Genomic DNA, 22,585 nt, shown 5'->3' with positions numbered 1-22,585 from the left:
CCAAGCTGGTTGGCGCCGCCGATATCGACGCCGCAAGCTTGAAGCCGCACAGGCCGGCCTTGAGGCCATCGCCCAGGACGAGGACCCCGCCGCCAAGCTGGTTGGCGCCGCCGATATCGACGCCGCATGGAAAGGGCTGACGCTCGGAGAGAAGCGCCAGATCACGCGCCGCCCGCTGACGACCAAGGTAGAGCCGATCGGACGCGGCAAGCGCACCCCGGTACGCGACCGGGTGAAGATCACCCGACTCAAGCGCCCGACCCCCACCGCACCCCCCTGTAATGGCTGAGGCGGCTGAGGGCGTTGGCCTGCTGGCGGAACTCGGGCGCAAGCATCTGGGTGAGGAAGCCGACGCGGGCCGGTTGGGGAGGATTCGGCCGTGGTGGTGGCGGCACCGGCGGCGATCACAGAAGAATGCGGGGTCAGGTCAGGGTGGATCAGTCCCTGACCTGACCGCTGCTTCCTCTGGCCTCCGGAGTTGGACTCCGGAGTGCAGCCTTGGAGGGCGTTCCCGACTACGGGCCTGCTATCCGGAGGTGGGCCACCTCGTCTGGCCCGGCCAGCGTGGCCGGCGGTTGCGGCCGGTTGGTTGGCCAGACCTGGATGAGATGCGTCTCCAGAGGTTCTCGAAGAACGCCACGCCCCATAGCGGCCGCTCTACCACGGACATGGATGCGCAAACGGCCTCCCCCGGGACGAAGCTTCAACTCCCCCAACGGCAGGTCGCCATAGAGGTTGATGACTGAGGCTCTGGAGATGGAGGGTAATACGTCCGAACTCCGTACCGGTCAGTACGGCGACCCAGTTCTCCTCCCCCGTTGTGAGGCCATCCTGCGGAGGCGGCCACACGTCGTCACGTCCTCCCGATGACAGGATGTTGTACTGGCCGTCTTGGACCCTGGCCGCAATGGTCGTGCGCTGGCCGCCTTCTGAAAAAGTCATGCCTACCAGGATTTTCTACCATCTTGCAGTACGACTCGGAGCCAGAACGCGTCTCCGTCCAGCACGCGGTTCTTTTGATAGAAGGGCCCTGTAACGCCACCCTGGGCGTCGTTGGCCGACTGCGGCACTGTCCTCCACGACCAATCCTGGTTCGGAACCGGCAGATTGGTATTTGCCGCACCCTCGCGGGTAGACGCCATGGGCCACTCATCACACGAGTTTGGCCCGCTTGCCGGACAGGCGACGCTGCGGTCATCATCGATTCGATCATCACCCTGCGTTCGTGCAGGGGAAGGCCAATCGTGAGGCCCCCATCGAGTTGGCAGAGGCCCGTTTGTTGGCTTCGGCCCCCCGGTGAGGGAGTGGGCTGGCGTTCGGATCGCCCTTCTGCCGGTCGTAGATGTGCTTCGCCACCGGCTCGATGGCTGGCTTCTCCGTGGCGTCGTACTCCATGATCGGAGGGAATTGTTGGTCTACGCATCCACTATTGACGCCCGTTGTATCACATCGGCCATCGAGCACCACCGGCTCGAAGCCCGTGATCTTGAACGGATGCGTCATTTGCTGTGGGTGGGACTCGGGCTGGTCGTGGTCGGGCTGGTGCTCGGGCTCGTGCCGGTCAAGGCGGACCCTTCGAGTGCGGGTCGGTGTTTCGTCCGCGGCACCTCGACACCTCCGTCGCCGGCGGGATGCCCGATCAGCTCAGCGGGCTGACGGCGAAGGCGTTCGGTGGTGTGAACGACGAGCGCGCCAGCCGACACCGCAAGATGCTGCCTCCGATGGGTGGGCTCCTGGTCGCGGGCATAGCCTTCGCCGTGTTCGGCGCCAGAGCCCACTGGCAGCGCGCGACAGCACTGCGTGCGGCTGCCTGACCAGCGCCAATACGCGCGGGCGCTGCATGGTCCGACCGGCAAGAGCCGGTTCCACGTCCGGTGAGGCCGCCCCCCTTGCCGATCCTCAGCGCTCAATAGCGCCAGTAGACACTGGCGTTCTTTTGAGGTTCGATGGATCATGCTCGCATGAAACGTGCCCTCGCGGCCGCCGCGACCGCTGCCGCCGCCGTCCTCACGTCGCTTCCCGCCCCGGCCCTCGCGGCCGCCCCCGAACTGCGCACGGTCTCCCTGCCCTTCCTGTGGCCGACGGCCCGGCTCACCGACGTCACCGCCGACGGCGCTGGCGGTGTCTGGGTCGGCGGTGTGCAGGGCAAGTACTGCCTCCGCTGGGGCGACCTCTGCCCCGCGTACTACGACGGCAACCCGGTCGTGCGGCGCCGGGTCGGCTCGTCGTGGAAGGAGTACCCGCTCAACGGCTGGACTGGCCAGGGCGAGATCGCGCAGGTCGCTTCGGGCGCGGGCGAGACCTGGATCGACGGCGGACCGAGCGCCAGCGGGAGTGCGAGCACCTACGTGGCGCGCTTCGACGGCTCGGCGTTCCAGAAGGTCGCGGTTCCGGCCAAGTACGTCACCATGCTCGCCACCGGCCCGGCGGGGACCTTCGCCAGCGCCTGGGAGCCGGATTCCGTACACGGGCTGTTCAAACGCACCGGCGACACCTGGACCGCCGTCAACGTTCCCGGGGTCGACTATGTCGGCGACGTGCAGGCGCTTACCGCGTCCGACGCGTGGGCGGTCGGCTTCCAGGACGGCCTGCAGCAGGTGCCCGCCGCCGCGCACTTCGACGGCACCTCCTGGAAGAACGTCCCGCTGCCAGCGATCGCCGAGAACGACTGGTTCCGCAAGGTCGTCCCGGTCGCCGCGAACGACGTCTGGGGCATCACGGCCAAGCGGCTGGCGCACTGGAACGGCACCGCGTGGACCTACGTCGCGGCGCCGGCAGGGTACCCCGACTTCGGTGACCTGACCGTGGACGCGTCCGGGACGCCCTGGGTCGCTCCGGAGGCGGCCGAGCCGCCGGAGAAGCCCCCGTACCGCTACAGCGGCGGCGAATGGGAGCCCGTGACGATCCCGTCCGGGATCGCGGTGTACGACCTGGCCGCCGTGCCCGGCGGCATCTGGGGAGTCGGAAGGCAAGGGGAAGACAACCCGGTGGCCCTCAACGGTTCCTAGCACTCGGATGAGTGACGGCGCGAGTGAGGCTCGGTCCCGTGCGAACATGAAGTCGTCTCGCCGAGGCCGAGCCGACGCCCGTCGGAAGGCGGGGGCGGCGGGCGCTGGTGAAGCCACGTTGCGGGACTGCGGCGAGGGCGGAGCGTAGCGGGCGATCAGGTCGGCCTTCGACATGCCACGGACCTCGTCCTCACCGATGCCCTGGGCGAGGGCGTACCGGGACCACTCGGCCTTCGAGGCGCCGCGGTCCGGAGCGGGGACCGCAGACGGAGTGGGATCGGCCGCAGCACCCTCGACCGCGACGGCGGGGGCGTCGGCGTTATCCCACGGGGCGGCACAGCCCGTCGCGGATGAGCTGGGCGGCGTGAGCGTCGTCGTTGACGGTGGCCTCGTCGCCGGGCAGGTAGCGGGCTGCCGTCGATCGTGCACCAGAACGCGACGCGCAACTGCATCAAAGGTCATGCTCCTTTCTCGAACGAAGACGTGGTCTTGGTGAAGGCTCATTAAGGATCCCGCCCAGTCGTTGCCTTCTTCGGACGTTCAGGTGGGCGATCTTGCCGGAATCGGCGATCGGTGGAGGCAACGGCCTTAACGGGCGGGCGTTGGCGATGCCCTGATGAGGGCGATGCTCGTTGTAGAAGGTCTCGAACTCGCGGAGTGCGTGGAGCAGGTGCCGCTGGTTCCAGATCAATGTGCGGTCGAGGAGTTCGCGGCGGCAGGCCTGGACCCATCGCTCCATCACCGCGTTCATCCTCGGCATCCGCACCCCGGTCAGCACCGCCTGGATGCCGGCATCGGCCAGGACGGTGTCGAAGAGGTCAGGGAATCTGCCGTCGCGGTCACGGATCAGGAACCGTACCCGGCAGGCGGCATCCTCCAGATCCATGACCAGGTTCCGCGCCGCTTGGGTCACCCACGAGGCGGTCGGGTGAGCGGTGGCACCTAGAACACGGATGCGACGGGTGTGGTGCTCGATGACCGCCAGCACGTACATCCGCGCGCCCGTGAGCGTGACGGTCTCCAGGAAGTCACACGCCAGCAGCGCCTCGGCCTGGGAGCGCAGGAAGTCGGCCCAGGATGTGGCGGAACGCTCGGGTGCCGGATCGATACCGGCGTCGTTGAGGATCTCCCAGACGGTAGAGGCCGCGACCTTGATACCGAGCACCAGCAGTTCGCCGTGCACCCGCCGATACCCCCAGCCCGGGTTCTCCCGCACCAGGCGCAGTACCAGCAGCCGGACGGAGCGGACGGTCGGTGGACGGTCGGTGGACGGCCCAGCCGCTTGGGTTTGGATCGGGCGGGTGCCGACCGGCAATCAGGTCACGGTGCCAACGCAGCATCGTCTCCGGCCGCACCAAGAGCCGCATCCGGCGCACTACACCGCGAGGCAGCCGGTTCAGCAGCGCCGCCAGCAGTGCCCGGTTCGCAGCGGTGAACCGCACCCGCGTCCCGGCCAACTGGCGCTCCAACACGGCGACCTGATGCCGCAACACCAGGATTTCGGCGTCCTTCTCCTGATCGGTCATCGGGAGCAGGCGGAGGGCCGCGAAGGTGTTCGCCACAGTCAAGTAGGCCAATCGCAACAGCACAGCCACCCATCATCCCTCGGCCCAGCGGCGTCGTGGCCCATCCCGGAACTGTCCAAGCCCGGCACCACTTCCTGCCAGGCACTACGTCCCTCACCTGCACGGACGTAGTTTTCGGCAAGCACAGGACTGGACGGCTCAGCTAGGTCGGCTCCTGCATCCGACGGGAGCGCCACCCACTAGCGGCGTCGGGACCGAGGCCCTTGCAGAGCGGCCCGACCTCTTTGGGGCGACGGAGACGTTCTGTGTGGAGTGGCGCCACGACCTCAGCCCGGAGGAGTTGATCGATTTGGTGGCCTCTCGCAGCTACGTGATCACGATGACGGATTCGGAGCGGGGTGAGCTGCTGGCGAAGGTGTGCCATCTGATTACAGATCACCCCGCGTTGGCGGGCCGAGACCGGATCGAGATGCCCTACATCACTCAGTGCTACCGGGCTCGACGCTGCCCGACTTCGTAGTAAGGGGGCCGTTCACGGCACCCCTTACAGCCCGACGTTGCGCATGGCGTTGTCGCGCCAGCGGTCGACGGCGCGGATGTAGCCCAGCAGCACCGGGGAGGTGGCCACCGGCCGTGCCGGGCGATGACCGACACCGGGACCCCGGCGGTGTAGGCCGCAGGGAGTGCGCGGTGTAGGCCTCGGCGTCGGGCACCCCGGGTGGCGAGGGCCAGGCGGCGGACGGCGCGGTTGATGGCGTCGCCGGTGATGCTCGCGCCGATCTGGCCGTGCCGGTCCACGCTGCGCAGCAGCCGCCCGTCGGCGATGCCGCGGTTGGCCAGCAGCGCCGTCCAGTCCCGGAAGACCGACGGCCCTGGTCGCCCGGCATAAGCCCTGGTCTGTGGGTAGTTGTTCGATAACGCAAAGTACATGCCGGGTGGTTGAACAGGAGGTCGCCGACGCCTTGGCCTCGGCACGCAGTGTGGCGAGGCGAGGCCGACGGCCGGTTCTCGGGCAGCAGGGCACCTGGCGACCACGACACTCCAAGGAGCACCGTAGTGAGCATCCCCGTTGACACCACCGATCCCTCGCCCCTGGGCACCGCCGACCCCCGGGACCTGGTCCCCGCCGACCTGTTCGGCAGGCTCGCGGCACGGATCAGCCGAGATCACGCCGTCGAAGCGCCGATGGCCGAACGCATCATGAGCCAGGCGCTGGCGTTCCTGGCTGCCTGTGCCCGTCACCGCGGCGCCGGGCTGACCCCTTCCTCGCAGGTGGACATCGGCTGGCACACGTTCCTGCTGTACACGGCGGAGTACACGCAGTTCTGCGCCCGTGTGGCGGGCGGTTTCATCCATCATCGCCCCGACGACGACGAACTCGGCGCGATGTCCTCGCCGGCCGACCGGGCCGATCGCATCACCGCGACCCTCACCGCGATACAGGCTGCGGGCATGCCCGTGGACACCGAACTGTGGGATCCCGCCCGGGGCGGCGACGGCGCCACGCGCAAGTTCGACTGCCAGGCCGAGGGCGCCTGCAGGACGGAAGCCGTCATCGGCTTGCACTGCAGCCGCACCCTCTAGCCGCCCGCCCGCCCGGCCGCTGCAGCCGGCCCCTACCTAGAGCCCGACGTTGCGCATCGCGTTGTCGCGCCAGCGGTCGACCGCGCGGATGTAGCCGAGCAGCACCGGAGAAGCGGGCGCCCACCGGCAGTGCCGGGCGATGACTTACACCGGGACCCCTGTAGGCGATGGTGGCGCCGCCAGCGCGCAGCGAGTGCGCGGTGTAGCTGGCGGCGTCGGGCACGTCCGCGGCGAGGGCCAGGCGGCGCACGGCGCGGTTGATGGCGTCGCCGGTGATGCTCGCGCCGATCCGGCCGTGCCGGTCCACGCTGCGCAGCAACCGCCCGCCGGCGATTCCGCGCGCGGCCAGCAGCGCCGTCCAGTCCCGCCAGGCCGCGACGGGGTCGGTGATCGGGTGCGCGTCGCGCGGGATCGCGATCGTCTCCCCGGCCGCGTCCTGATCGGTCTTGGACATCCGGATCGTCACCTCCAGGCCCTCGGGCGTCTCGGCGACGTCACCGGCGTCGAGGGCGGCCAGCTCGGAGCGGCGGCCCATCAGCGCCTGGCGCTGGTTGCGCTGGCCGGTCTCAGTGCGGCGGCGGCGGTGCCCGCGCAGCACCAGGCGGGCGGCGCGGGTCTCGGGCGAGCCGCGGTGCCCGGCGGCGGTGTGCGCGGTGCGGACCGCCGCGATCGCCTGCGTGATGGACGCGGGTGCCAGCTCGCGGCCGCACAGCGCCGCGACGTACTCGGCCAGCGTCGCCTCGGTCGCCGGCAGCGCCGTTCTACTCCCACGTCTCCGACGTGATGCGGGAGGAGCTCAAAGCCAAGCTGCAGCGTCGCTGGGAGAACTCGCTGGAAGAAAGGCTCCAGTTCAGCGCGGCTTCACCCGTGCCAGTGCTCAACGGGCTCCTGGAGGGTTTCCGAAAGAAGAGGCGCTCTGCAGTGCACCTCGTGAGCGCTTAGCTCTTGAGAGCCAGGCCGGTGGGCCGAGGCGCCACTCCGAGCCGCTACGGAGAGTGATGAAGCTGGGAGGTCAACCCGTGACCTCGTTTGGGTGGGAGGGAGGTGATCTCCCAAAATCCTCCCAGTTGATCACTGAGGCCCTCTCGCGTACTCGCGGGAGGGCCTGTGTGGTGAGGGTGGGCGATACTGGGTTCGAACCAGTGACCTCTTCGGTGTGAACGAAGCGCTCTCCCACTGAGCTAATCGCCCCGGCGGAGCGTCCCTGCGGGGCGTTCCGACGTCGGAAACTCTAGCGCATGTCGAGGGGTGCTCGCTCATCGAGCGCTGCGGTCAGCGGGCGGGGGCGGGGGCGGTGTCGCGGCCGCCGGGGTGGCGGTGGCGCCAGACGACGAAGATCGTCGTGGCGACGAGGGACCAGGCGGCCAGCACGATAAACGGCAGGACGTGCTGGTGGGCGTGGAAGTAGATGGCGGTGTGCTGGGCGTTCACGGACGCGCCGGGCGGCAGCCAGCGGCCGATCAGGCCGAGCGGGGACGGCAGGAGGGGCCAGGAGACGGCGCCGCCGGACGAGGGGTTGCCGATCAGGACCATCAGGCCCCAGGTGGGGATCATGGCCCAGCGGCCGACGAGGGTGTTGAACATCGTGAAGACCATGCCGCTGGTGAACATGGTGAGGGCGCAGATGGCCCAGGACTCGCGGAAGGGGAGGTCGAGGACGCCGAGGAGGCCGTCGACGACGGCGCAGATCGACAGGCCGCCGAGGACGGCGTAGGCGGCGGTGAAGGCGATGCGCTCGCCGGCGTTGAGGGCGCGGGCGTGCACGCTGAGCTGGATGGCGCCGACGAAGCCGATGATCACCGAGGCGAGGGAGATGTAGAAGATCGCCAGGCCCTGGGGGTCGGTGGGCTGGAGCGGTCTGATGTCGTGGACGGCGAGGGGCACGCCTGTCTTCTGGCCGGCGATCGGGGCGGCCTGGGTGAGCAGGCGGGAGACGGAGGCGCCGGCGGCGGCCGCGACGTCCAGCTGGGCGCGCTCCCCTTGCAGGACGAGGATGGCGAACTCGCGTTGCTCGTCGACGGCGGCGCGGGCCGAGGCGTAGGTGGCGTAGTGGCGGACGGACAGGGAGGTGTCGAGGCCGGCGTCGAGGGCCTGGACGAGGTGGGCGGACTCCCCGTGGCCCGTGACGGCGACGGGGATGTGGCGGGGGGCGGGGTTGGCCATGGCGTAGCAGTACGAGCCCGCGAACAGGCCCGCGGCGGCGGCCAGGATGAGCAGCAGGACGACGGCGGGGAGGAACGGGGACTCCCGGAAGGCCGTCCAGTGCTCGCGGACCGTGCGGTGGCGGGCGTGATCCATGTGATCACGCTAGGTGATCGGCGATCAGTTCCAGAAGGTGAGGTCCTCGACGTTCCACGGCAGGTCGAAGCCGTAGGCGGCGAGGTAGCCGACGACGAGGGTGCCCGCGAGGACGCCGCCGGTGGCGCCGAGGGCGGCGTTGCGGCGGCGCTTGCGGGGGTCGAGGGCCTTCTGCTTGGCGCGTTCGGCGGCGGCCTTGGCGCGGTGGAGGGCGGTCTGGGCCCAGGCGAACTCGGTGGCGAGGACGGCCAGGCCGAGGACGATCCCGACGATGCCGGGCCCTGGGGTGACCATCATGACGAGGCCGCCGGCGAGGACGGTCGCGCCGACGGCGAAGACGCCCACGCGCCAGGCGGTGTTGAGGACCGGGTTGCGCCGGATGGACTCGCGGAAGCGCTTCACGGGGCCGAGTTCGCCCGGTGGAGCATCCTTTTCATCATTAATTGTCACAGTTTTACCCTAAGCCAGAAGATCGCCGCCTCACCCCGCGAGCCTACCCGGCCCCGGCCGGTGACCGAAGGAAGTCGATCTCTGGCGAAGATCCGCTTTTGCGCAGGTCAGAAGCGAGTTTTGCGAGCGTGAGATGGATCACAATGACCGGGGGCCGTGGAATGTCGGACCGCGCCGCGGCAGTTAGGCGTCATAGATCGGGGGGACATCCGTGTGAGGGAGAAGCACTCACCGGACACCCCGCGAGCCAGCGGGACCGACGTAAGAGGGAATGGCCATGAACAGCAGTACCACAGTCTCAGCGGAGCTGGGCCTTCGTCTCGTCGTCCCCGACCGCACGAGCGTCCCCCTGCTCGCCGGGCTGGAGTACGCGGCCGACGACCCGTACGCGATCCGGATGGCGTTCTACGTGGGCGACGACGAGCCGGTGGAGTGGATCTTCGCACGGGAGCTGCTCACCGTGGGGATCGTGCGCAAGGTCGGGGACGGGGACGTCGAGGTCTGGCCGGCGCGGGACGACGGCACGCTGAACATCGCGTTGTCGTCGCCGTTCGGCAACGCCCTGTTCGAGGTGCCGCTCCCGCCCCTGGCCGACTTCCTGCACCGCACCTACCAGGCCGTGCCTGCGGGTGAGGAGACCGAGTTCATCGATATCGACGACGAGCTGGAGAACCTGCTCTGGCCGTCGTGATCACTCCGACAGCCGGGCCATGTGGCGCATCTTGTTCATCGCGTCCAGGGCGGCGACCTTGTACGACTCGGCGAGCGTGGGGTAGTTGAACACCGCGTTGACCAGGTAGTCGACGGTACCGCCGAGGCCCATGACCGTCTGCCCGATGTGCACCAGCTCGGTGGCCCCGGTGCCGAAGACGTGCACGCCGAGGAGCTTGCGGTCGTCCGGGGAGACCAGGAGCTTGAGCATCCCGTAGGAGTCCCCGATGATCTGGCCGCGGGCCAGCTCGCGGTAGCGCGACACGCCCACCTCGAAGGGCACCTTGGCCTCGGTCAGGGCGTCCTCGGTGCGGCCGACGAAGCTGATCTCCGGGATGGTGTAGATCCCGATGGGCTGCAGGTCGATGATGTCCGACACCGGCTCGCCGCAGGCGTGGTGGGCCGCGAGGCGGCCCTGCTCCATCGACGTGGCCGCCAGCGACGGGAAGCCGATCACGTCCCCGACCGCGTAGATGTGCGGGACCTCGGTGCGGTAGTGCTCGTCCACCTTGATCCGGCCGCGCCGGTCGGCGCCCAGGCCGGCCGCCTCCAGCTGCAGGTCGTCGGTCATCCCCTGCCGTCCGGCGGAGTACATCACGGTGTCGGCGGGGATGCGCTTGCCGCTCTCCAGCACGGTGATCGCGCCGCGGGCCATCCGCTCGACGGACGCGACGGTCTCGCCGAACCGGAAGGTGACCGCGAGGTCGCGCAGGTGGTACTTGAGGGCCTCGACGATCTCCAGGTCGCAGAAGTCGAGCATCCGGTCGCGCCGCTCGACGACGGTGACCTTGGTGCCGAGCGCGGCGAACATCGAGGCGTACTCGATGCCGATCACCCCGGCGCCGACCACGACCATCGTCTCGGGGACGTGGTCGAGGTGGATGATGCCGTCCGAGTCGATGATCGTCTTCTCGTCGAAGGCGACGCTGTCGGGGCGCGCGGGACGGGTGCCCGTCGCGATCACGATCTTGTCGGCGGTGACCTTCTGCTCGCGCCCGCCGGTCACGACGACCGCGTTCGGCTCGACGAACCGGCCGGTGCCGGGCAGGACGGTGACGTGGTTGCGGGCCAGCTGGCTGCGGATCACATCGGTCTCGCGGCTGATCACGTGCTGCGTCCGCATCCCGAGGTCGGCGACCGTGATGTCGTCCTTGACCCGGTAGCTCTGGCCGTAAAGCTCGCGCTGGTTGAGGCCGGTGAGGTAGAGCACGGCCTCGCGGAGCGTCTTGGAGGGGATCGTCCCGGTGTTGATGCAGACTCCGCCGATCATCTCGCGGCGATCGACGACGGCCACCTTCCGGCCGAGCTTGGCGGCGGCGATGGCCGCGCGCTGCCCGCCGGGCCCCGAACCGAGGACGAGGAGATCGAAGTCATTCACGCCCCCAGTCTGACCGGGGCGCGCGCCCGGCATAAGGGTTTCCCGCGGACGAATCGCGATCTTCACGGCCTACCCTGGCCGTCGAGCGGGCACAGGTAGGTCATGAGCACGGGCAGGGATGGGTCATGAGCATGCGGATGCTGGGGATCGACATCGGCGGGTCGGGCATCAAGGGGGCGCCGGTCGACCTGTCCAGCGGCGAGTTCACCGAGGACCGGTACCGGGTCGCGACGCCGCAGCCGTCCAGGCCGGAGCCGGTGGCGAAGGTGCTCGCCGAGGTGGTCGAGCACTTCGGGTGGGACGGGCCGGTCGGCGTGACCTACCCGGGCGTGGTGATCGACGGGGTGACGCTGTCGGCGGCCAACGTGTCCAAGCACTGGATCGGGCTGGACGCGGCGGCGCTGATCGCGGACGCGACGGGGCGGGAGATCACCCTGCTCAACGACGCGGACGCGGCCGGGGTCGCGGAGATGCGGATCGGCGCGGGCCGCGGCCGCAAGGGGACGGTGGTGGTGCTGACGCTCGGCACCGGCATCGGCAGCGCGCTGTTCACCGACGGGGTGCTGGTGCCGAACACCGAGTTCGGGCACATCGAGATCGACGGCAAGGACGCCGAGGTGCGGGCGTCGGCGAAGGCCCGCGAGGAGCACGGCCTCGGCTGGGAGAAGTGGGCGAAGCGGCTCGGCACGTACATGGCGCGCCTGGAGGCGCTGATCTCCCCGTCGCTGATCATCGTGGGCGGCGGGGTGAGCAAGAAGGCCGACCGGTTCGTCCCGCTGATCGAGGGCGTGCGGGCGCCGATCGTCCCGGCGCGGCTGGTGAACAACGCCGGGATCGTGGGCGCGGCGATGGCGGCGGCCGCGGCGCATCCGGTGGAGGTCGCCGAGCCGACGCCGCACGAGGTGCGCAAGGCGGGCACGACGGGCGGGCGGCAGCGCGAGGGCGGGACGGCCGAGGCCGCCCGCTGACCCCGCGCCGCCCCGCTCGCATCACTCAGCGGAGGCGGACCGTGGCGATCTCCCAGGGACGCAGCGCCAACACGACCGTGCCGTCGTGCACGTCGAGCGGCGTGCCAGGGCGTCCGCGCAGGTCGGCGCGGGCGGCCTCGGTGAACGCACCGCGCAGGACGGCGGTGGCGGGCGCGGTGGTCTCGGCGACCATCCGGGCCTCGATCCAGCCGTCGCCGCGGGGCTGCAGCGAGGTCATGGCGACGCCGGGGCCGATGATCGACAGACCGTCGCGGGACGGCGGAGCGGGCGCTTCCGCCGGGCCGTAGCCGGCGGCGGCGAGCAGGTCGTGCCGGAACCTCTCGGCGGCCTCCACCACGTCGTCGCCCGGCCGCTCGCCCTCGTAGGGCATGATCGCCATCCCGACCGTCCGCTCGCCGCGGGACTGTGCGCCCGGGGTCGGCAGTTGCGGGCCGGCGGGCTGGTCGCGGTAGGCGTTGCGGTCGCGGGACAGGTAGCCGATCGAGCGCATCAGGGTGATGGCCAGCTCGCGCCCCTCGCCCACAACCTCGTACTCGGTGACGTGCTCCAGCAGGACGGCCAGGCCCCCGGCCGCCACGAACCCGTTCGCAGGATAGGTCGGCAGCGGCCGCTCCCCGAACCCGCCCTCGGCCGTCAGCCCGCGCTCGACGACCGCGAACTGCCCCTCGGCGAACGACGACTCCGCCCGCCGGGGCAGCGGCACATGCAGCCGGACGCGGTGGTCAGCGCAGCGGTTGTCGAAGGTGACGCGCAGCCGCAGGAACGGCTCGCCGGTGCGCAGCTCGGCGCGGGTGACGACGGTGACGTCCTCCTCGGCCTCCGACCGGGCGTCGGCCGCGACGTCGCCGGACGCGGGCCAGCGGTACGTCCGGACGATGTCGAGCGCGGCGACCAGCGGCCCGGCCCAGACGGGTTCGACCCGCACCGACGACGGGTCGCCGACGAGGCGGTCGGCGGCGGGCGGGGCATGGTTGTAGGAGTCGCCGAGGTCGCCGCCGTCCACGATCCGGCCGACGCCTTCGACCAGGGCGCCGCCGGGCGTCCGCAGCCCGATCGTGCCATCGCCGCGGACCTCGGCGCGCAGCAGGCCGTTGTCCAGGACGTTCCCGTCGGCAGTGACCGGTGCATCCGGGGCGGCGGGCGCGCCCGTGCGGACGGCCGCCAGGCCCAGCGCGGGCACCTCGACGAGCGCGGCGACCTCCCGGCGCGGGTCGGCCAGGATCCGGACGCGCCACTCCCCCTCGGCGCCGGTCAGCGCCGCCCGCACGTCGCCGATGTCGAACGGGGTGTCCGCGCGGGCCGTGACGTGGAAGGTGAGGGTGCGCTCGTCCCGCGATACCGACCAGTCGCGGATCTCCTGCCCGAACAGCACCCGCCCGTACACCCTCTCCAGCAGGACGGGCAGGGCGGACGCGGGGTGGACGGCGTCGTCCAGCACGGTCGGCGCCGTCCCCAGGACCTGGACGGGCACCGGGCGCCCGTCGCCCGTCTCCAACCCCGGCTCGCCGTCGCCGGGGACGTCGAGGAACACCAGGCCGGCGCGGGTATCGGGCGTCGGGTTGAAGACCAGGTGGGCGCCCAGCGGGACGGCGGCGGCGCGCTCGGCGGTGACCAGGTCGCAGACGGCGCGGCCGAGCTGCTCGGCCTCCGCCATCCGGGCGGCGACCTGCTCGGCGGTCTCGTCGCTGCCGCAGCCGGTGACCGAGTCGTGGCAGCTGACCTCGACGAGCCGCCGCCACGCCAGGTCGAGGAACCGCTGCGCGTCGCCCGCGTACCAGAGCGCCGCGAGCGGCTCGGCGTACCGCTCGACGAGCCGCTCGGCGCGTCCCATCAGCTGCTTCAGCCGCGGACGCACCGAGATCACGCCGGGCAGGATGTTGGCGCGGGCGTGCGAGCGCAGCTCCCCGCGGACCCGGGTCAGGCCGTCCGCAGCGGGGTCCTGGCCGGCGAAGTAGCCGGCGAGGGTGTCCAGCCGCATCTCGGTCCCGGCGCCGCCGACGCGGTCGGCGAGGTCGGCGGCGGGCGCGGTGTGGTCGGCGCCGTACATCGCCAGCAGCGGGCCGCCGTCGGGGTACCAGCTGCCCATCGCCTCGGCGAACCCGGCGGCGCGGCCCGGCAGCAGCGACGCGCCGTCCGCGAACTCCTCGAACATCGACGCCGCGTTGCCGTAGCCGCCCTCGGGCAGGTACTGGGTGCGGATCGCGGTGCCGTCGGGTGCCTCCCACGCGAACGAGCGCGTCCGGACCCGGTCCGGGACGCCGCGCCACACGCACGCGTGCTCGATCCCGGCGAGCTTCAGGATCTGCGGCGTCTGCGCGCAGTGCCCGAACTGGTCGGGCAGGTAGCCGACCATCATCGCCGCGCCGAGCTCCTCGGCGCGCCGCAGTCCGAGCTCGAGGTTCCGGACGATGTTCTCCCCCGAGCACAGGAACTCGTCGTGCAGGATCTGCCACGGCCCGACGGCGAGCCGCCCGTCCCGGACCAGCGCCGCGACCCGCTCGCGCCGCTCCGGCCGGATCTCCAGGTAGTCGTCGACGGCGGCCATCTGGCCGTCGAGGGTGAAGCGCCAGCGGGGGTCGGCCTCCATCCGGTCGACGACGCCGTCCATCAGCGACACCAGCCGCAGCCGGAACCGCTGGAACGGCAGGTACCACTCGCGGTCCCAGTGGGTGTGGGGCACGACGACGATCTCGGGGGCGTTCAGCCGCACAGTGCGATCACCTCGTTCTCGTGGGTCTCCAGGCGGTGCATCCCCGGCCCCTCCGCCGGGATCCGGACCTTGTCGCCGCGCACCGCGACGCGCCGGCCGTCCGGCCGGCACAGGACGGTGCCGTCGGCGTCCAGCGCGATCAGGTCGTCCTCGACGCGCAGCAGGACGGGCGCGTCCGGGCCCGCCGCGATCGCCACGCGCCCGGCGGCGAGCGCGTCGAGGACCCGGTCGTCCTCGGTGAGCGCCCAGGTGACGGGCTCGCCGAGGTTCTTGAACTGCCCGGGGTCGTGGAAGTCGCTGCCGCCGAGCGGGACGATCCCGGTGGGCCGCCACACGTCCGCCCACGCGAGCGGGGCACCCCAGCGCCGGTCCCACCAGGACGGATGCCAGATCTCGGCGAACCGCGGCCGGGACTCGGGCGGCAGCGGGCGGCGCCACGCGCAGTCGCCGCTGAGCGGGTGGTTGATCGACATGATCCCGCCGCGGGACTGCGCGAACGCGGCCCAGTCGGCGCTCGGGCGGCGGAAGTCGACCCAGCCGGTGTCGCCGAACACGTTGGCATGCCCGAGGTCGGTGGTGACCTCCTGGCCGGGCAGCAGCAAGACGCCCGCGTGCGCGCCGGCGGTGGGCAGCTCGGGGTGGTGGCTGACGGTGTTGTGGTCGGTCACCGCGAGGTAGTCCAGCCCTCGCGACGCGGCGAGGCAGGCCAGCTCGTGGACGGTGAGCGTGCCGTCGCTGTGCACGGTGTGGGAGTGCAGGTCCCCCGCGAGCCACCGCATTCCGGACGGGGCGGGCAGGTCGCGGCGCGGCGGGCGTTCGGGACGCGGTGGCGGCGCCGGAGCCTCAGGACGCGGCGGCAGCGACGACGACGTCGTCACCGTGACCTCGTACGGGACGCCGTCGGGCGGGATCCGGTGCAGGCCGAGCCAGACGTTCCAGGTGCCCGGTTCCAGCTCGCCCGGCAGGTAGCCGGGGGTCGCCCAGTCGGCGGCGACCGTATAGGTGCGGCGGGCGCCGCCCGACCAGCCGCGGAACCCGCCGGGCCCGCCGCAGCCGAGATCGATGACGCCGCCGTCGAACGACAGCTCCACCGTGACCGCCGCCGTCCCGGCCGGGACGTCGAACGGCAGCTCCCGCAGCCCCTGCTCGAGGCGGTCTTCCAGGGTCCATCTCCCCCGATGAACGGTCATCCGTTGTCCTTCCCTGTCGGGGCCATCCTCGGTTCGGGCACGTCGGGCTCGTCCGCCGCGGTCACCAGCTCGCCGTCGCGGTACAGCAGGACGCGGCCGGGCCGCGGCAGCGCCCAGCCCTCGTCGCCGGGCGCGGGCTCGTGCCCCTCCCCCACGACGACGTGCACCGGCTCGCCCTCCACGTCCAGCGTCACCAGGGCGCTGCCGCCCAGGTGCTCGACCACGGACACCCGTCCGGCGAACGCTCCGTCGACCGGACGGTCGCCGTAGTCGAGGTACTCGGGTCGTACCCCGCAGACGATCTCCTCCCCCGCCGGGATCCGCGCGCGCGCCTCGTCCGGTAGGGGGAGAGCGGCGCCGGCCGCGATGACGCGGTCGTCCTCGACGCGTCCGGGGAGCAGGTTCATGGGCGTGGAGCCGATGAACGACGCGACGAACAGGTTCGCGGGGCGGCGGAACACCTCGGTGGGCGTGCCGAGCTGCCGGATCCGTCCCTTCTCCATGACCGCGATGCGGTCGGCGAGCGCGAGCGCCTCGGCCTGGTCGTGGGTGACGAACACGGTGGTCACGGCCAGTTCCTTCTGCAGCCGCTTGAGGAACGTGCGGGCTTCGAGGCGCAGCCTGGCGTCGAGGTTGGAGAGCGGTTCGTCCAGCAGGAAGATCCGCGGTTCGGCGACCAGTGCGCGGGCCAGCGCGACGCGCTGCTGCTGGCCGCCCGACAGCTCGCCGGGACGCCGCCTCTCCAACCCCTCCAGGCCCAGGTAGTCGGCGGCCTCGGCGGCGCGGGCGTGCCGGTCGGCCTTGGCCCGCTTCTTGATCTTCAGCGGGTAGGCGATGTTGTCCAGGACGCTCATGTGCGGGAAGAGCGCGTAGTCCTGGAACACCATGCCGACGTCGCGGCGGCCCGGCGGGAGCCGCGTCACGTCGGCGCCGCCGAGCGCGATCGTCCCGGACGTCGCGGCCTCCAGCCCGGCGACGGTCCGCAGCAGCGTGGTCTTGCCGCAGCCGGACGGGCCGAGCAGCGCGAAGAACTCGCCGTCCGCCACGTCGAGGTCGAGAGCGTCCAGGGCCCGCACGCCGCCCGGATAGACCTTCGTCAGCTCCCGAATGGTGATGGCCGCCATCAGCGCTTGATCCCTCCGTGGAAGCGGAACCCGTACCGGCGGCTCACGAACAGGTACATGGCCACGACCGGCAGGGAGTACAGCAGCGAGAACGTGGAGATCAGGGGCAGGTCGGGCTGGCCGCCCTCGGTGTAGAACGTGTACATGATCACGGACGCGGGCGCCTTGTCCGGGTTGCGCAGCAGCAGGAACGGCATCAGGAAGTCGCCCCACACCTGCGCGACCGTCCACACCCCGACCGTGGCGAGGCCCGGCCGGATCACCGGGACGACCACGTGCCGCAGGATCTGCAGCGGCGACGCGCCGAACACCCGCGCCGCCTCCTCGTAGGACGTCGGCGTCGAGTCCGTGAAGTCCTTCAGCAGGAAGATCGCGGCCGGGAGCAGCCCGCCGGTCAGCACCAGGATCACGCCGAGCCGCGAGTCGATCAGGTGCAGGTTGAACGCCAGCAGGAAGATCGGCACCATCGCCGCCGTCCCGGTGATGATGGACGACAGCAGGAGCAGGACGTACAGCAGCGCGTCCCGTCCCGGCACCCGGACGCGGCTCAGCGCGTACGCCGCGAGCGCCGCGCAGACGACCACGAGCAGGGCCGTCCCGGCGGCGAGCAGCACCGAGTTGCGCAGCGACTCCAGCGCGTACGGGTTGTCCATCAGGATCTTGAAGTTGTGCAGGGTGAAGTCGGGCAGGGACGCCGCGATGCCGGGGCTGGAGTCGAACGGGGTGAAGGCGAGCCACAGCAGCGGCAGCGCGAAGAAGCCGAGCACGGCGGACACGAACGTGGCCAGCCCGATCCGCCGCAGCACCTCTCTGACCAGGGCGTTCATGCGGCCACCGCCTGCCGGGACGCGCGCCGGCCGCGCTCGCGCAGCGCGCGCAGGTAGACCAGCGCGATCACCAGGTTGATCAGGATCATGATCAGCGAGATGGCGGCGCCGAAGCCGAGCCGGCCGTCGCCGAGCGCGGTCCGGTACACGTACACCGACATGATCTCCGACTGCCGGTCCGGCCCGCCCGCGGTGATCAGGAACGGGGTGAAGTCGTTGAACGTCCACAGGCTGATCAGCAGCAGGCTGGTCAGCACGTGCCCGCGGATGCGCGGCAGCACCGCGTCCCGCAGCGTCTGGAACGTGGACGCGCCGGCGAGGCGGGCGGTCTCCAGGTGCGACGGTGGAACGTTCCCGAGCGCGGCGCCGTACAGCATCATCGAGAACGCGGTGCCGTGCCAGACGTTGAACACGATCACGCACGCCATCGGATGGTCGATCAGCCAGGCCGTGCCCGGGGTGCCGAGCAGCGCGTTCAGCGTGCCGCCGTCGCGGTCCAGCAGCGCGATCCACAGGAAGGCGATCACCGAGCCGGGCAGGATCCACGCCAGCAGCACCAGCGCCTCGACGACCCGCCGGACGAACCCCGTCCGGTCGCGCATCACCCACGCGATCGCGAACCCGAGCAGCGTCTGCCCGATGACCGCCGAGCCGAGCACGAACTGCAGCGTCAACCACAGCGAGTGGTGGAAGTCGCCGTCGCCGAGCACGTCGCCGTAGTTCTGCACGCCGACGAACTTGGGTCTGCTCGCCGCGAGGCCCGTCAGCCGGTAGTCGGTCGTGCCGAGGTAGAGCGTCCAGAGCGCAGGGAAGACGAGGAACACCGCGACGAGGACGAGCGCGGGCGCGACGAACGCCGCCGCGCGCCCGCGTCCGAGCCCCGCCGCGTCCCCGCCGGCGGACGCCGCGGCGGTGCCGCCACCGCCGCGCGCCGCCTCACTGGGCGGAGACGTGAGAGGGGCCACCGACGATCCCTTCCAGCTTCTTGGTGTACTGCGCGGCGGCCTGGTCGGGGCTCTTGCCCGACACGACCGCCGCCGTGGCCTCCTGCAGCGCCGTCGACACCTGCGGGTAGACCGCCAGGCCCGGCCGGTAGGACGTGACCGGCAGGACCTTCTCCGAGACGAACGTCAGCAGCGGGTCGCCCGTGAGGATCTGCTTGTTCACGTCCGTCCGGGACGTGATCTCGGGAGTCCCCGCCGTGCGCGCCTTGACCATCTCCGCCGAGTTCATGAACTCCATGAACGCGAACGCCTGCTGCGGGTACTTGGTGTTCGGGTTCATCACGGTCAGCGGCCCACCGGACATGCTCACGAACGACTGGCCGCGCACACCCTTGCCGGGCGACACCGCCGGGATCAGCGCGAACCCGACGTCGCTGTCGCGGGTCTTCATCTTCGCGACGCCGTCCTTGGGGTTCAGCACGTCCCGCCAGAGGTAGTCGCCCTCCGCCAGGATCCCGATCTTGCCGGCGGCGAACTCCTCGAACGACTTGTCGCGGCCCTTCGCCTCCTCCTGGAGCTTCGGGTCGCCGAGCTTCTCGGAGCCGTAGATCTGCGCGTACAGGCCGAGGACGCTCTTGACCGCCTGCCCGCCGCCGGTCCACTTGCCGTCCTGGTAGATCTGCGCGCCCGCGCCCGCCAGCAGGGGAAGGACGCCCTGCATGCTGGTCGCCTCGCCCATCGCGGTGCCCGCGTCCAGCTGGATCGGGGTCACGCCGGAGAGCTTCTTGAGCGCGCGCCCGGCCGCGATGATGTCCTGCCAGCTCTTCGGCTGCCAGTCCGCCGGCAGGCCCGCCTGCGCGAACAGCTTCTTGTTGAAGTACAGGAGCCGTCCGTCGGTGCCGGACGGGATGCCGTACTTCTTCGAGTCGAACAGCGCCAGCTGCTGGACCGAAGCGGGGATCTGCGCCCAGCCGTCCCAGGCGTCCGCCGGGGCGCCCACCGCCTCGCTCAGCGGCTTGATGTAGCCGGCCTGGGCGAACTCCCCCACCCAGATGCCGTCGATGTCCATGATGTCGGCGCCGGACCGCGACTTCAGGTCCAGCGCGAGCTTGGTCTTGTAGGCCTCGTCGTCGACGCCCTGGCCGCGGAAGGTCACCTTCGCGGTGATCCCCTTGGCCTTCTCGGCGGCGACGAACTTCGGGATGACGGTGTTGGCGAGCCACTCGGCCTCGCCGGCGTTCTTACCGCCCGCTATGGCGTTCCGGGTGACGGTGAGGGTGAAGCTCTTGGCGTCCTTGCCCCGATCCGGATCGGTCGAGGATCCGCCGCCGCCGCAGCCGGCGAGCGTCGCGCCCGCCAGTACGAGCGCGGCCGCCGCGCCGATCCGGGCCCGGCCGATTCGCCTTCTGGAGAAGTCCCTACGGGAGCTGACCACGGGTGACCTCCTACAAGCGTCACCACTTAACGTCACCGAAGAAGGCGATCACGTAAAGACCCAGGAGATCGTTTTCTTGATCAGGGGTCCATCAGCTCGGCGGAGCGGGCCGCGAAAGCCTCCATCGCCTTCGCGGTGATCGGCCCCGGGGCCTCGGGCAGGACGGTGCCGTCCACCGCCCGGATCGGCTGGATGTCGCGGGTCGTCGACGTCAGGAACGCCTCCTCCGCGCGGTACAGCTCCTCCAGCGGGACGTCCTCCTCCTCGCCGCCGCACCACTCCAGCACCAGCGCGCGCGTCACCCCGGCCAGGCAGCCCGACGACAGCGGCGGCGTGACCAGCCGCCCGCCGCGGACGAGGAACACGTTGCTGCCCGTGCCCTCGCACAGGTTCCCCGCGAGGTTGCCGAAGATCGCCTCACCGCCGCCGCGCTCCTTGGCGTAGGCGAGCGCCAGCGCGTTGTCGGCGTACGACGTCGTCTTCAGGCCGGACAGCGCGCCCCGCTCGTTGCGCGGCCACGGCACCACCGTCACGGCGCCCGCGGGCGGGAACGGCGCCTGCTCGTCCACGATGATCGACACCGTCGGGCCCGCGTCGCCGCGGGCCGAGCCGAGCGGCCCCGGACCGCTGGTGTAGGTGATCCGGACCCGCGCCAGCGGCCACTTCGGCGCCGCCGCCAGCACCTCCAGCACGCCCTGCGCGAGCGCGTCGTGATCGGGCTCGCGCAGCCCGAGCCCCGCCGCCGAGGCCGCCAGCCGCCGCAGGTGCCGGGTCAGCGCGAACGGCTCGCCGTGCGCGGCCTTCACCGTCTCGAAGACCCCGTCGCCGACCAGCATGCCGTGGTCGAACACCGACACCACGGCCCGCTCGGGATCGACCATCTCACCGTTCAGCCAGATCCTGGCCCGACCGCCCTCGGCCTGCGCCGTCACCTGAAGCCACCTCCCCCGCCGGGAGTCCGCGTCACCCGGCCGATAGCCCCACAGTACGGCTCCCGGGGGACGGGTTTCGAGTTCATCCGGCCGAGTCAGAGCATCAGCACGCACCCGAACGAGTCGGCCAGGCCCTTCAGGCCGCCCTCCGTCACCTTCAGCGCCCGCCGCGTCGTCCCCCGCTCGAACCAGCCCAGCTCGATCATCCGGGCCGTCAGCGCCGCGCCCAGCGCCCCGTTCAGATGCGGCCGCCGCTCCGTCCAGTCCAGGCACTCCCACGCGAACCGGCGGCGCGACCGGCGCAACGCCGGCACGTCCAGCCCCAGCACACCCAGCCGGTCCTCGCCCTTCTCGGTGACCTCGAACGCCTCCTCGCCGTCCCGCTCGATCAGGCCGCCGTCCACCAGCGCCGCGAACAGCGCCACCCCCGCCTCGCCGGCCAGGTGGTCGTAGCACGTCCGCGCCGTGTGCAGCCGCCGCGCGTCCCGCGACTGCCGCAGGCTCCGCACCTCGACCTGCGGGCCGATCCGCGACAGCGCCTCGATCACCTGCGCCACCTCGGCGTTCTGCAGCCGGTAGTACCGGTGCCGCCCCTGCTTCACCACCGTGACGAACCCGGCCTCCAGCAGCCTCGCCAGGTGCGCGCTCGCGGTCTGCGCGCTCACCCCCGCCGTCCGCGCCAGCTCCCCCGCCGCCAGCGGACGCCCGTCCAGCAGCGCCGTCAGCATCGCCGCCCGCGCCCGATCGGCCAGCAACGCCGCCACCGGCGCGATGTCCGAAGTAACAGCAAGTTCTGCCATACCTCGACCCTAGGCGCCGCACCCTTCGACCAGCACCGAAGCATCCTCTGCGCGCCTCGCCGGAAACCCGGTTTGGGGAACGGCCGCGGACGCGCTAATGTTTTCCCCGTCGCCGCAAGGGGCCGCAAGGCACCGGGCAGCACACGCGGAAGTGGCTCAGGGGTAGAGCATCACCTTGCCAAGGTGAGGGTCGCGGGTTCAAATCCCGTCTTCCGCTCTGAGGGGCCTTTCAGGCTGTGATCCAGAAGGTCTCTTCTGGTGGAGTGGCCGAGAGGCGAGGCAACGGCCTGCAAAGCCGTGTACACGGGTTCAAATCCCGTCTCCACCTCAACCGCCGTGTCTCCCCCCGGAGACCACGTGCACGGGCGATTAGCTCAGTGGGAGAGCGCTACCTTGACACGGTAGAGGTCACTGGTTCAATCCCAGTATCGCCCACGATCAAGTTGGGAGTGATGTGCCCGCGGAAAGCGCGGGCCGTCACTCCCTCTTCGTGTTGGCCCGGGGGATTGCGTTTCGGGGAAGCCTGGGTTGTCAGGTGTTGACGGGGGCCGGTGGATCGTTCGGCTCTTTGTGCCGAGATTCTGGTGGATTCCGACTGGTTCGGTGCGCTAGCTGGGGTGGTTGGCGCGGGGGCTGGGCGACCGGGGGTTGTCGGCGAGGGGGCGGGCGGTTACCTTGC

20 protein-coding genes and 4 tRNA genes are annotated in these 22,585 nt (G+C 71.1%); 8 read left to right on the top strand and 16 right to left on the bottom strand.

Annotated features, from left to right (window positions below):
- On the top strand, positions 1 to 289 hold a 289-nt coding region (locus J4709_RS49085; RefSeq protein ID WP_208252385.1), incomplete at its 5' end, for a hypothetical protein.
- 655 nt (positions 290 to 944) lie between these two features.
- On the opposite strand, the gene J4709_RS56325 is transcribed toward J4709_RS49085, so the two are convergent.
- Both J4709_RS56325 and J4709_RS49075 read right to left on the bottom strand, forming a co-directional pair.
- Entirely contained in the window at positions 945 to 1,205 is a 261-nt protein-coding gene (locus tag J4709_RS56325) for a NucA/NucB deoxyribonuclease domain-containing protein (protein WP_372442246.1), read from the bottom strand.
- Between the two features lie 7 nt (positions 1,206 to 1,212).
- The gene (locus J4709_RS49075; RefSeq protein WP_208252383.1) at positions 1,213 to 1,395 is read right to left on the bottom strand and encodes a hypothetical protein; all 183 of its coding nucleotides are present in this window, start codon (positions 1,393 to 1,395) and stop codon (positions 1,213 to 1,215) included.
- A 566-nt stretch (positions 1,396 to 1,961) separates the two neighbouring features.
- Between J4709_RS49075 and J4709_RS49070 the strand changes: the two genes are divergently transcribed.
- Positions 1,962 to 3,008, top strand: a complete 1,047-nt coding sequence (locus J4709_RS49070) for a hypothetical protein (RefSeq protein WP_208252382.1) — start codon at positions 1,962 to 1,964, stop codon at positions 3,006 to 3,008.
- 451 nt (positions 3,009 to 3,459) lie between these two features.
- Here the strand turns inward: J4709_RS49070 and J4709_RS49065 are convergent, their stop codons facing one another.
- Positions 3,460 to 4,323, bottom strand: coding sequence for an integrase core domain-containing protein (locus tag J4709_RS49065; RefSeq protein ID WP_208252381.1), 864 nt, complete (start codon positions 4,321 to 4,323; stop codon positions 3,460 to 3,462).
- 1,267 nt (positions 4,324 to 5,590) lie between these two features.
- Between J4709_RS49065 and J4709_RS49060 the strand changes: the two genes are divergently transcribed.
- Positions 5,591 to 6,118: a glycine-rich domain-containing protein gene (locus J4709_RS49060; protein ID WP_208252380.1), complete on the top strand. Its 528-nt coding sequence runs from the start codon at positions 5,591 to 5,593 to the stop codon at positions 6,116 to 6,118.
- Here the strand turns inward: J4709_RS49060 and J4709_RS49055 are convergent.
- The 4 genes from J4709_RS49055 to J4709_RS49040 all read right to left on the bottom strand — a co-directional run bounded on the left by J4709_RS49055 (position 6,087) and on the right by J4709_RS49040 (position 8,818).
- Positions 6,087 to 6,716 carry a site-specific integrase gene (locus J4709_RS49055; protein WP_208252379.1) on the bottom strand — a complete coding sequence of 210 codons (630 nt, stop codon included), beginning with the start codon at positions 6,714 to 6,716 and terminating at the stop codon, positions 6,087 to 6,089. The two genes, J4709_RS49060 and J4709_RS49055, sit on opposite strands and share 32 nt — an antisense overlap.
- 521 nt (positions 6,717 to 7,237) lie before the next feature.
- A tRNA-Val gene (locus J4709_RS49050) sits at positions 7,238 to 7,309 on the bottom strand.
- Positions 7,310 to 7,390: 81 nt separating this feature from the next.
- Complete coding sequence (locus J4709_RS49045) at positions 7,391 to 8,416, bottom strand: ABC-2 transporter permease (RefSeq protein ID WP_208252378.1); 1,026 nt, start codon at positions 8,414 to 8,416, stop codon at positions 7,391 to 7,393.
- A 24-nt stretch (positions 8,417 to 8,440) separates the two neighbouring features.
- Positions 8,441 to 8,818 carry a PGPGW domain-containing protein gene (locus J4709_RS49040; RefSeq protein WP_307802138.1) on the bottom strand — a complete coding sequence of 126 codons (378 nt, stop codon included), beginning with the start codon at positions 8,816 to 8,818 and terminating at the stop codon, positions 8,441 to 8,443.
- 325 nt (positions 8,819 to 9,143) lie between these two features.
- Here J4709_RS49040 and J4709_RS49035 point away from each other — a divergent pair, with 325 nt between their 5' ends.
- Entirely contained in the window at positions 9,144 to 9,557 is a 414-nt protein-coding gene (locus tag J4709_RS49035; protein ID WP_208252377.1) for an SsgA family sporulation/cell division regulator, read from the top strand.
- On the opposite strand, the gene sthA is transcribed toward J4709_RS49035, so the two are convergent.
- Positions 9,558 to 10,955, bottom strand: coding sequence for a Si-specific NAD(P)(+) transhydrogenase (gene sthA, locus J4709_RS49030; RefSeq protein WP_208252376.1), 1,398 nt, complete (start codon positions 10,953 to 10,955; stop codon positions 9,558 to 9,560).
- Between the two features lie 131 nt (positions 10,956 to 11,086).
- Between sthA and ppgK the strand changes: the two genes are divergently transcribed.
- Entirely contained in the window at positions 11,087 to 11,923 is an 837-nt protein-coding gene (ppgK, locus tag J4709_RS49025; protein ID WP_208252393.1) for a polyphosphate--glucose phosphotransferase, read from the top strand.
- Between the two features lie 25 nt (positions 11,924 to 11,948).
- Here ppgK and J4709_RS49020 read toward each other — a convergent pair whose 3' ends face one another.
- The 8 genes from J4709_RS49020 to J4709_RS48985 all read right to left on the bottom strand — a co-directional run bounded on the left by J4709_RS49020 (position 11,949) and on the right by J4709_RS48985 (position 21,906).
- Positions 11,949 to 14,654, bottom strand: coding sequence for a glycoside hydrolase family 38 N-terminal domain-containing protein (locus J4709_RS49020; RefSeq protein ID WP_208252375.1), 2,706 nt, complete (start codon positions 14,652 to 14,654; stop codon positions 11,949 to 11,951).
- Complete coding sequence (locus tag J4709_RS49015; RefSeq protein WP_208252374.1) at positions 14,645 to 15,844, bottom strand: CehA/McbA family metallohydrolase; 1,200 nt, start codon at positions 15,842 to 15,844, stop codon at positions 14,645 to 14,647. The genes J4709_RS49020 and J4709_RS49015 overlap by 10 nt, the downstream gene beginning before the upstream one ends.
- Positions 15,841 to 16,968, bottom strand: coding sequence for an ABC transporter ATP-binding protein (locus tag J4709_RS49010; RefSeq protein WP_208252373.1), 1,128 nt, complete (start codon positions 16,966 to 16,968; stop codon positions 15,841 to 15,843). Before J4709_RS49010 ends, J4709_RS49015 begins: the two co-directional genes overlap by 4 nt.
- Positions 16,968 to 17,795, bottom strand: coding sequence for a carbohydrate ABC transporter permease (locus J4709_RS49005; RefSeq protein ID WP_208252372.1), 828 nt, complete (start codon positions 17,793 to 17,795; stop codon positions 16,968 to 16,970). Before J4709_RS49005 ends, J4709_RS49010 begins: the two co-directional genes overlap by 1 nt.
- Positions 17,792 to 18,760 carry a carbohydrate ABC transporter permease gene (locus J4709_RS54335; protein ID WP_208252371.1) on the bottom strand — a complete coding sequence of 323 codons (969 nt, stop codon included), beginning with the start codon at positions 18,758 to 18,760 and terminating at the stop codon, positions 17,792 to 17,794. Before J4709_RS54335 ends, J4709_RS49005 begins: the two co-directional genes overlap by 4 nt.
- Positions 18,732 to 20,174: an extracellular solute-binding protein gene (locus J4709_RS48995; RefSeq protein WP_307802137.1), complete on the bottom strand. Its 1,443-nt coding sequence runs from the start codon at positions 20,172 to 20,174 to the stop codon at positions 18,732 to 18,734. Before J4709_RS48995 ends, J4709_RS54335 begins: the two co-directional genes overlap by 29 nt.
- A gap of 80 nt (positions 20,175 to 20,254) precedes the next feature.
- Positions 20,255 to 21,055 (bottom strand): aminotransferase class IV, encoded by an 801-nt coding sequence (locus J4709_RS48990; RefSeq protein WP_208252391.1) that lies wholly within the window; start codon positions 21,053 to 21,055, stop codon positions 20,255 to 20,257.
- A 146-nt stretch (positions 21,056 to 21,201) separates the two neighbouring features.
- Complete coding sequence (locus J4709_RS48985; RefSeq protein ID WP_208252370.1) at positions 21,202 to 21,906, bottom strand: ArsR/SmtB family transcription factor; 705 nt, start codon at positions 21,904 to 21,906, stop codon at positions 21,202 to 21,204.
- A 145-nt stretch (positions 21,907 to 22,051) separates the two neighbouring features.
- Between J4709_RS48985 and J4709_RS48980 the strand changes: the two genes are divergently transcribed.
- From J4709_RS48980 to J4709_RS48970, 3 genes are all read left to right on the top strand, one after another.
- Positions 22,052 to 22,123: transfer RNA gene (locus tag J4709_RS48980), tRNA-Gly, on the top strand.
- 40 nt (positions 22,124 to 22,163) lie between these two features.
- Positions 22,164 to 22,234 (top strand) — tRNA-Cys (locus J4709_RS48975).
- Between the two features lie 35 nt (positions 22,235 to 22,269).
- Positions 22,270 to 22,341 (top strand) — tRNA-Val (locus tag J4709_RS48970).
- Positions 22,342 to 22,585 lie beyond the last annotated feature (244 nt).

Origin of the sequence: Actinomadura violacea (assembly GCF_017573465.1) — a bacterium.
GTDB lineage: Bacteria > Actinomycetota > Actinomycetes > Streptosporangiales > Streptosporangiaceae > Spirillospora > Spirillospora violacea.
The sequence above is the reverse complement of the archived record's forward strand: the minus strand, read 5'-3'. Positions and strand labels throughout refer to the sequence as shown.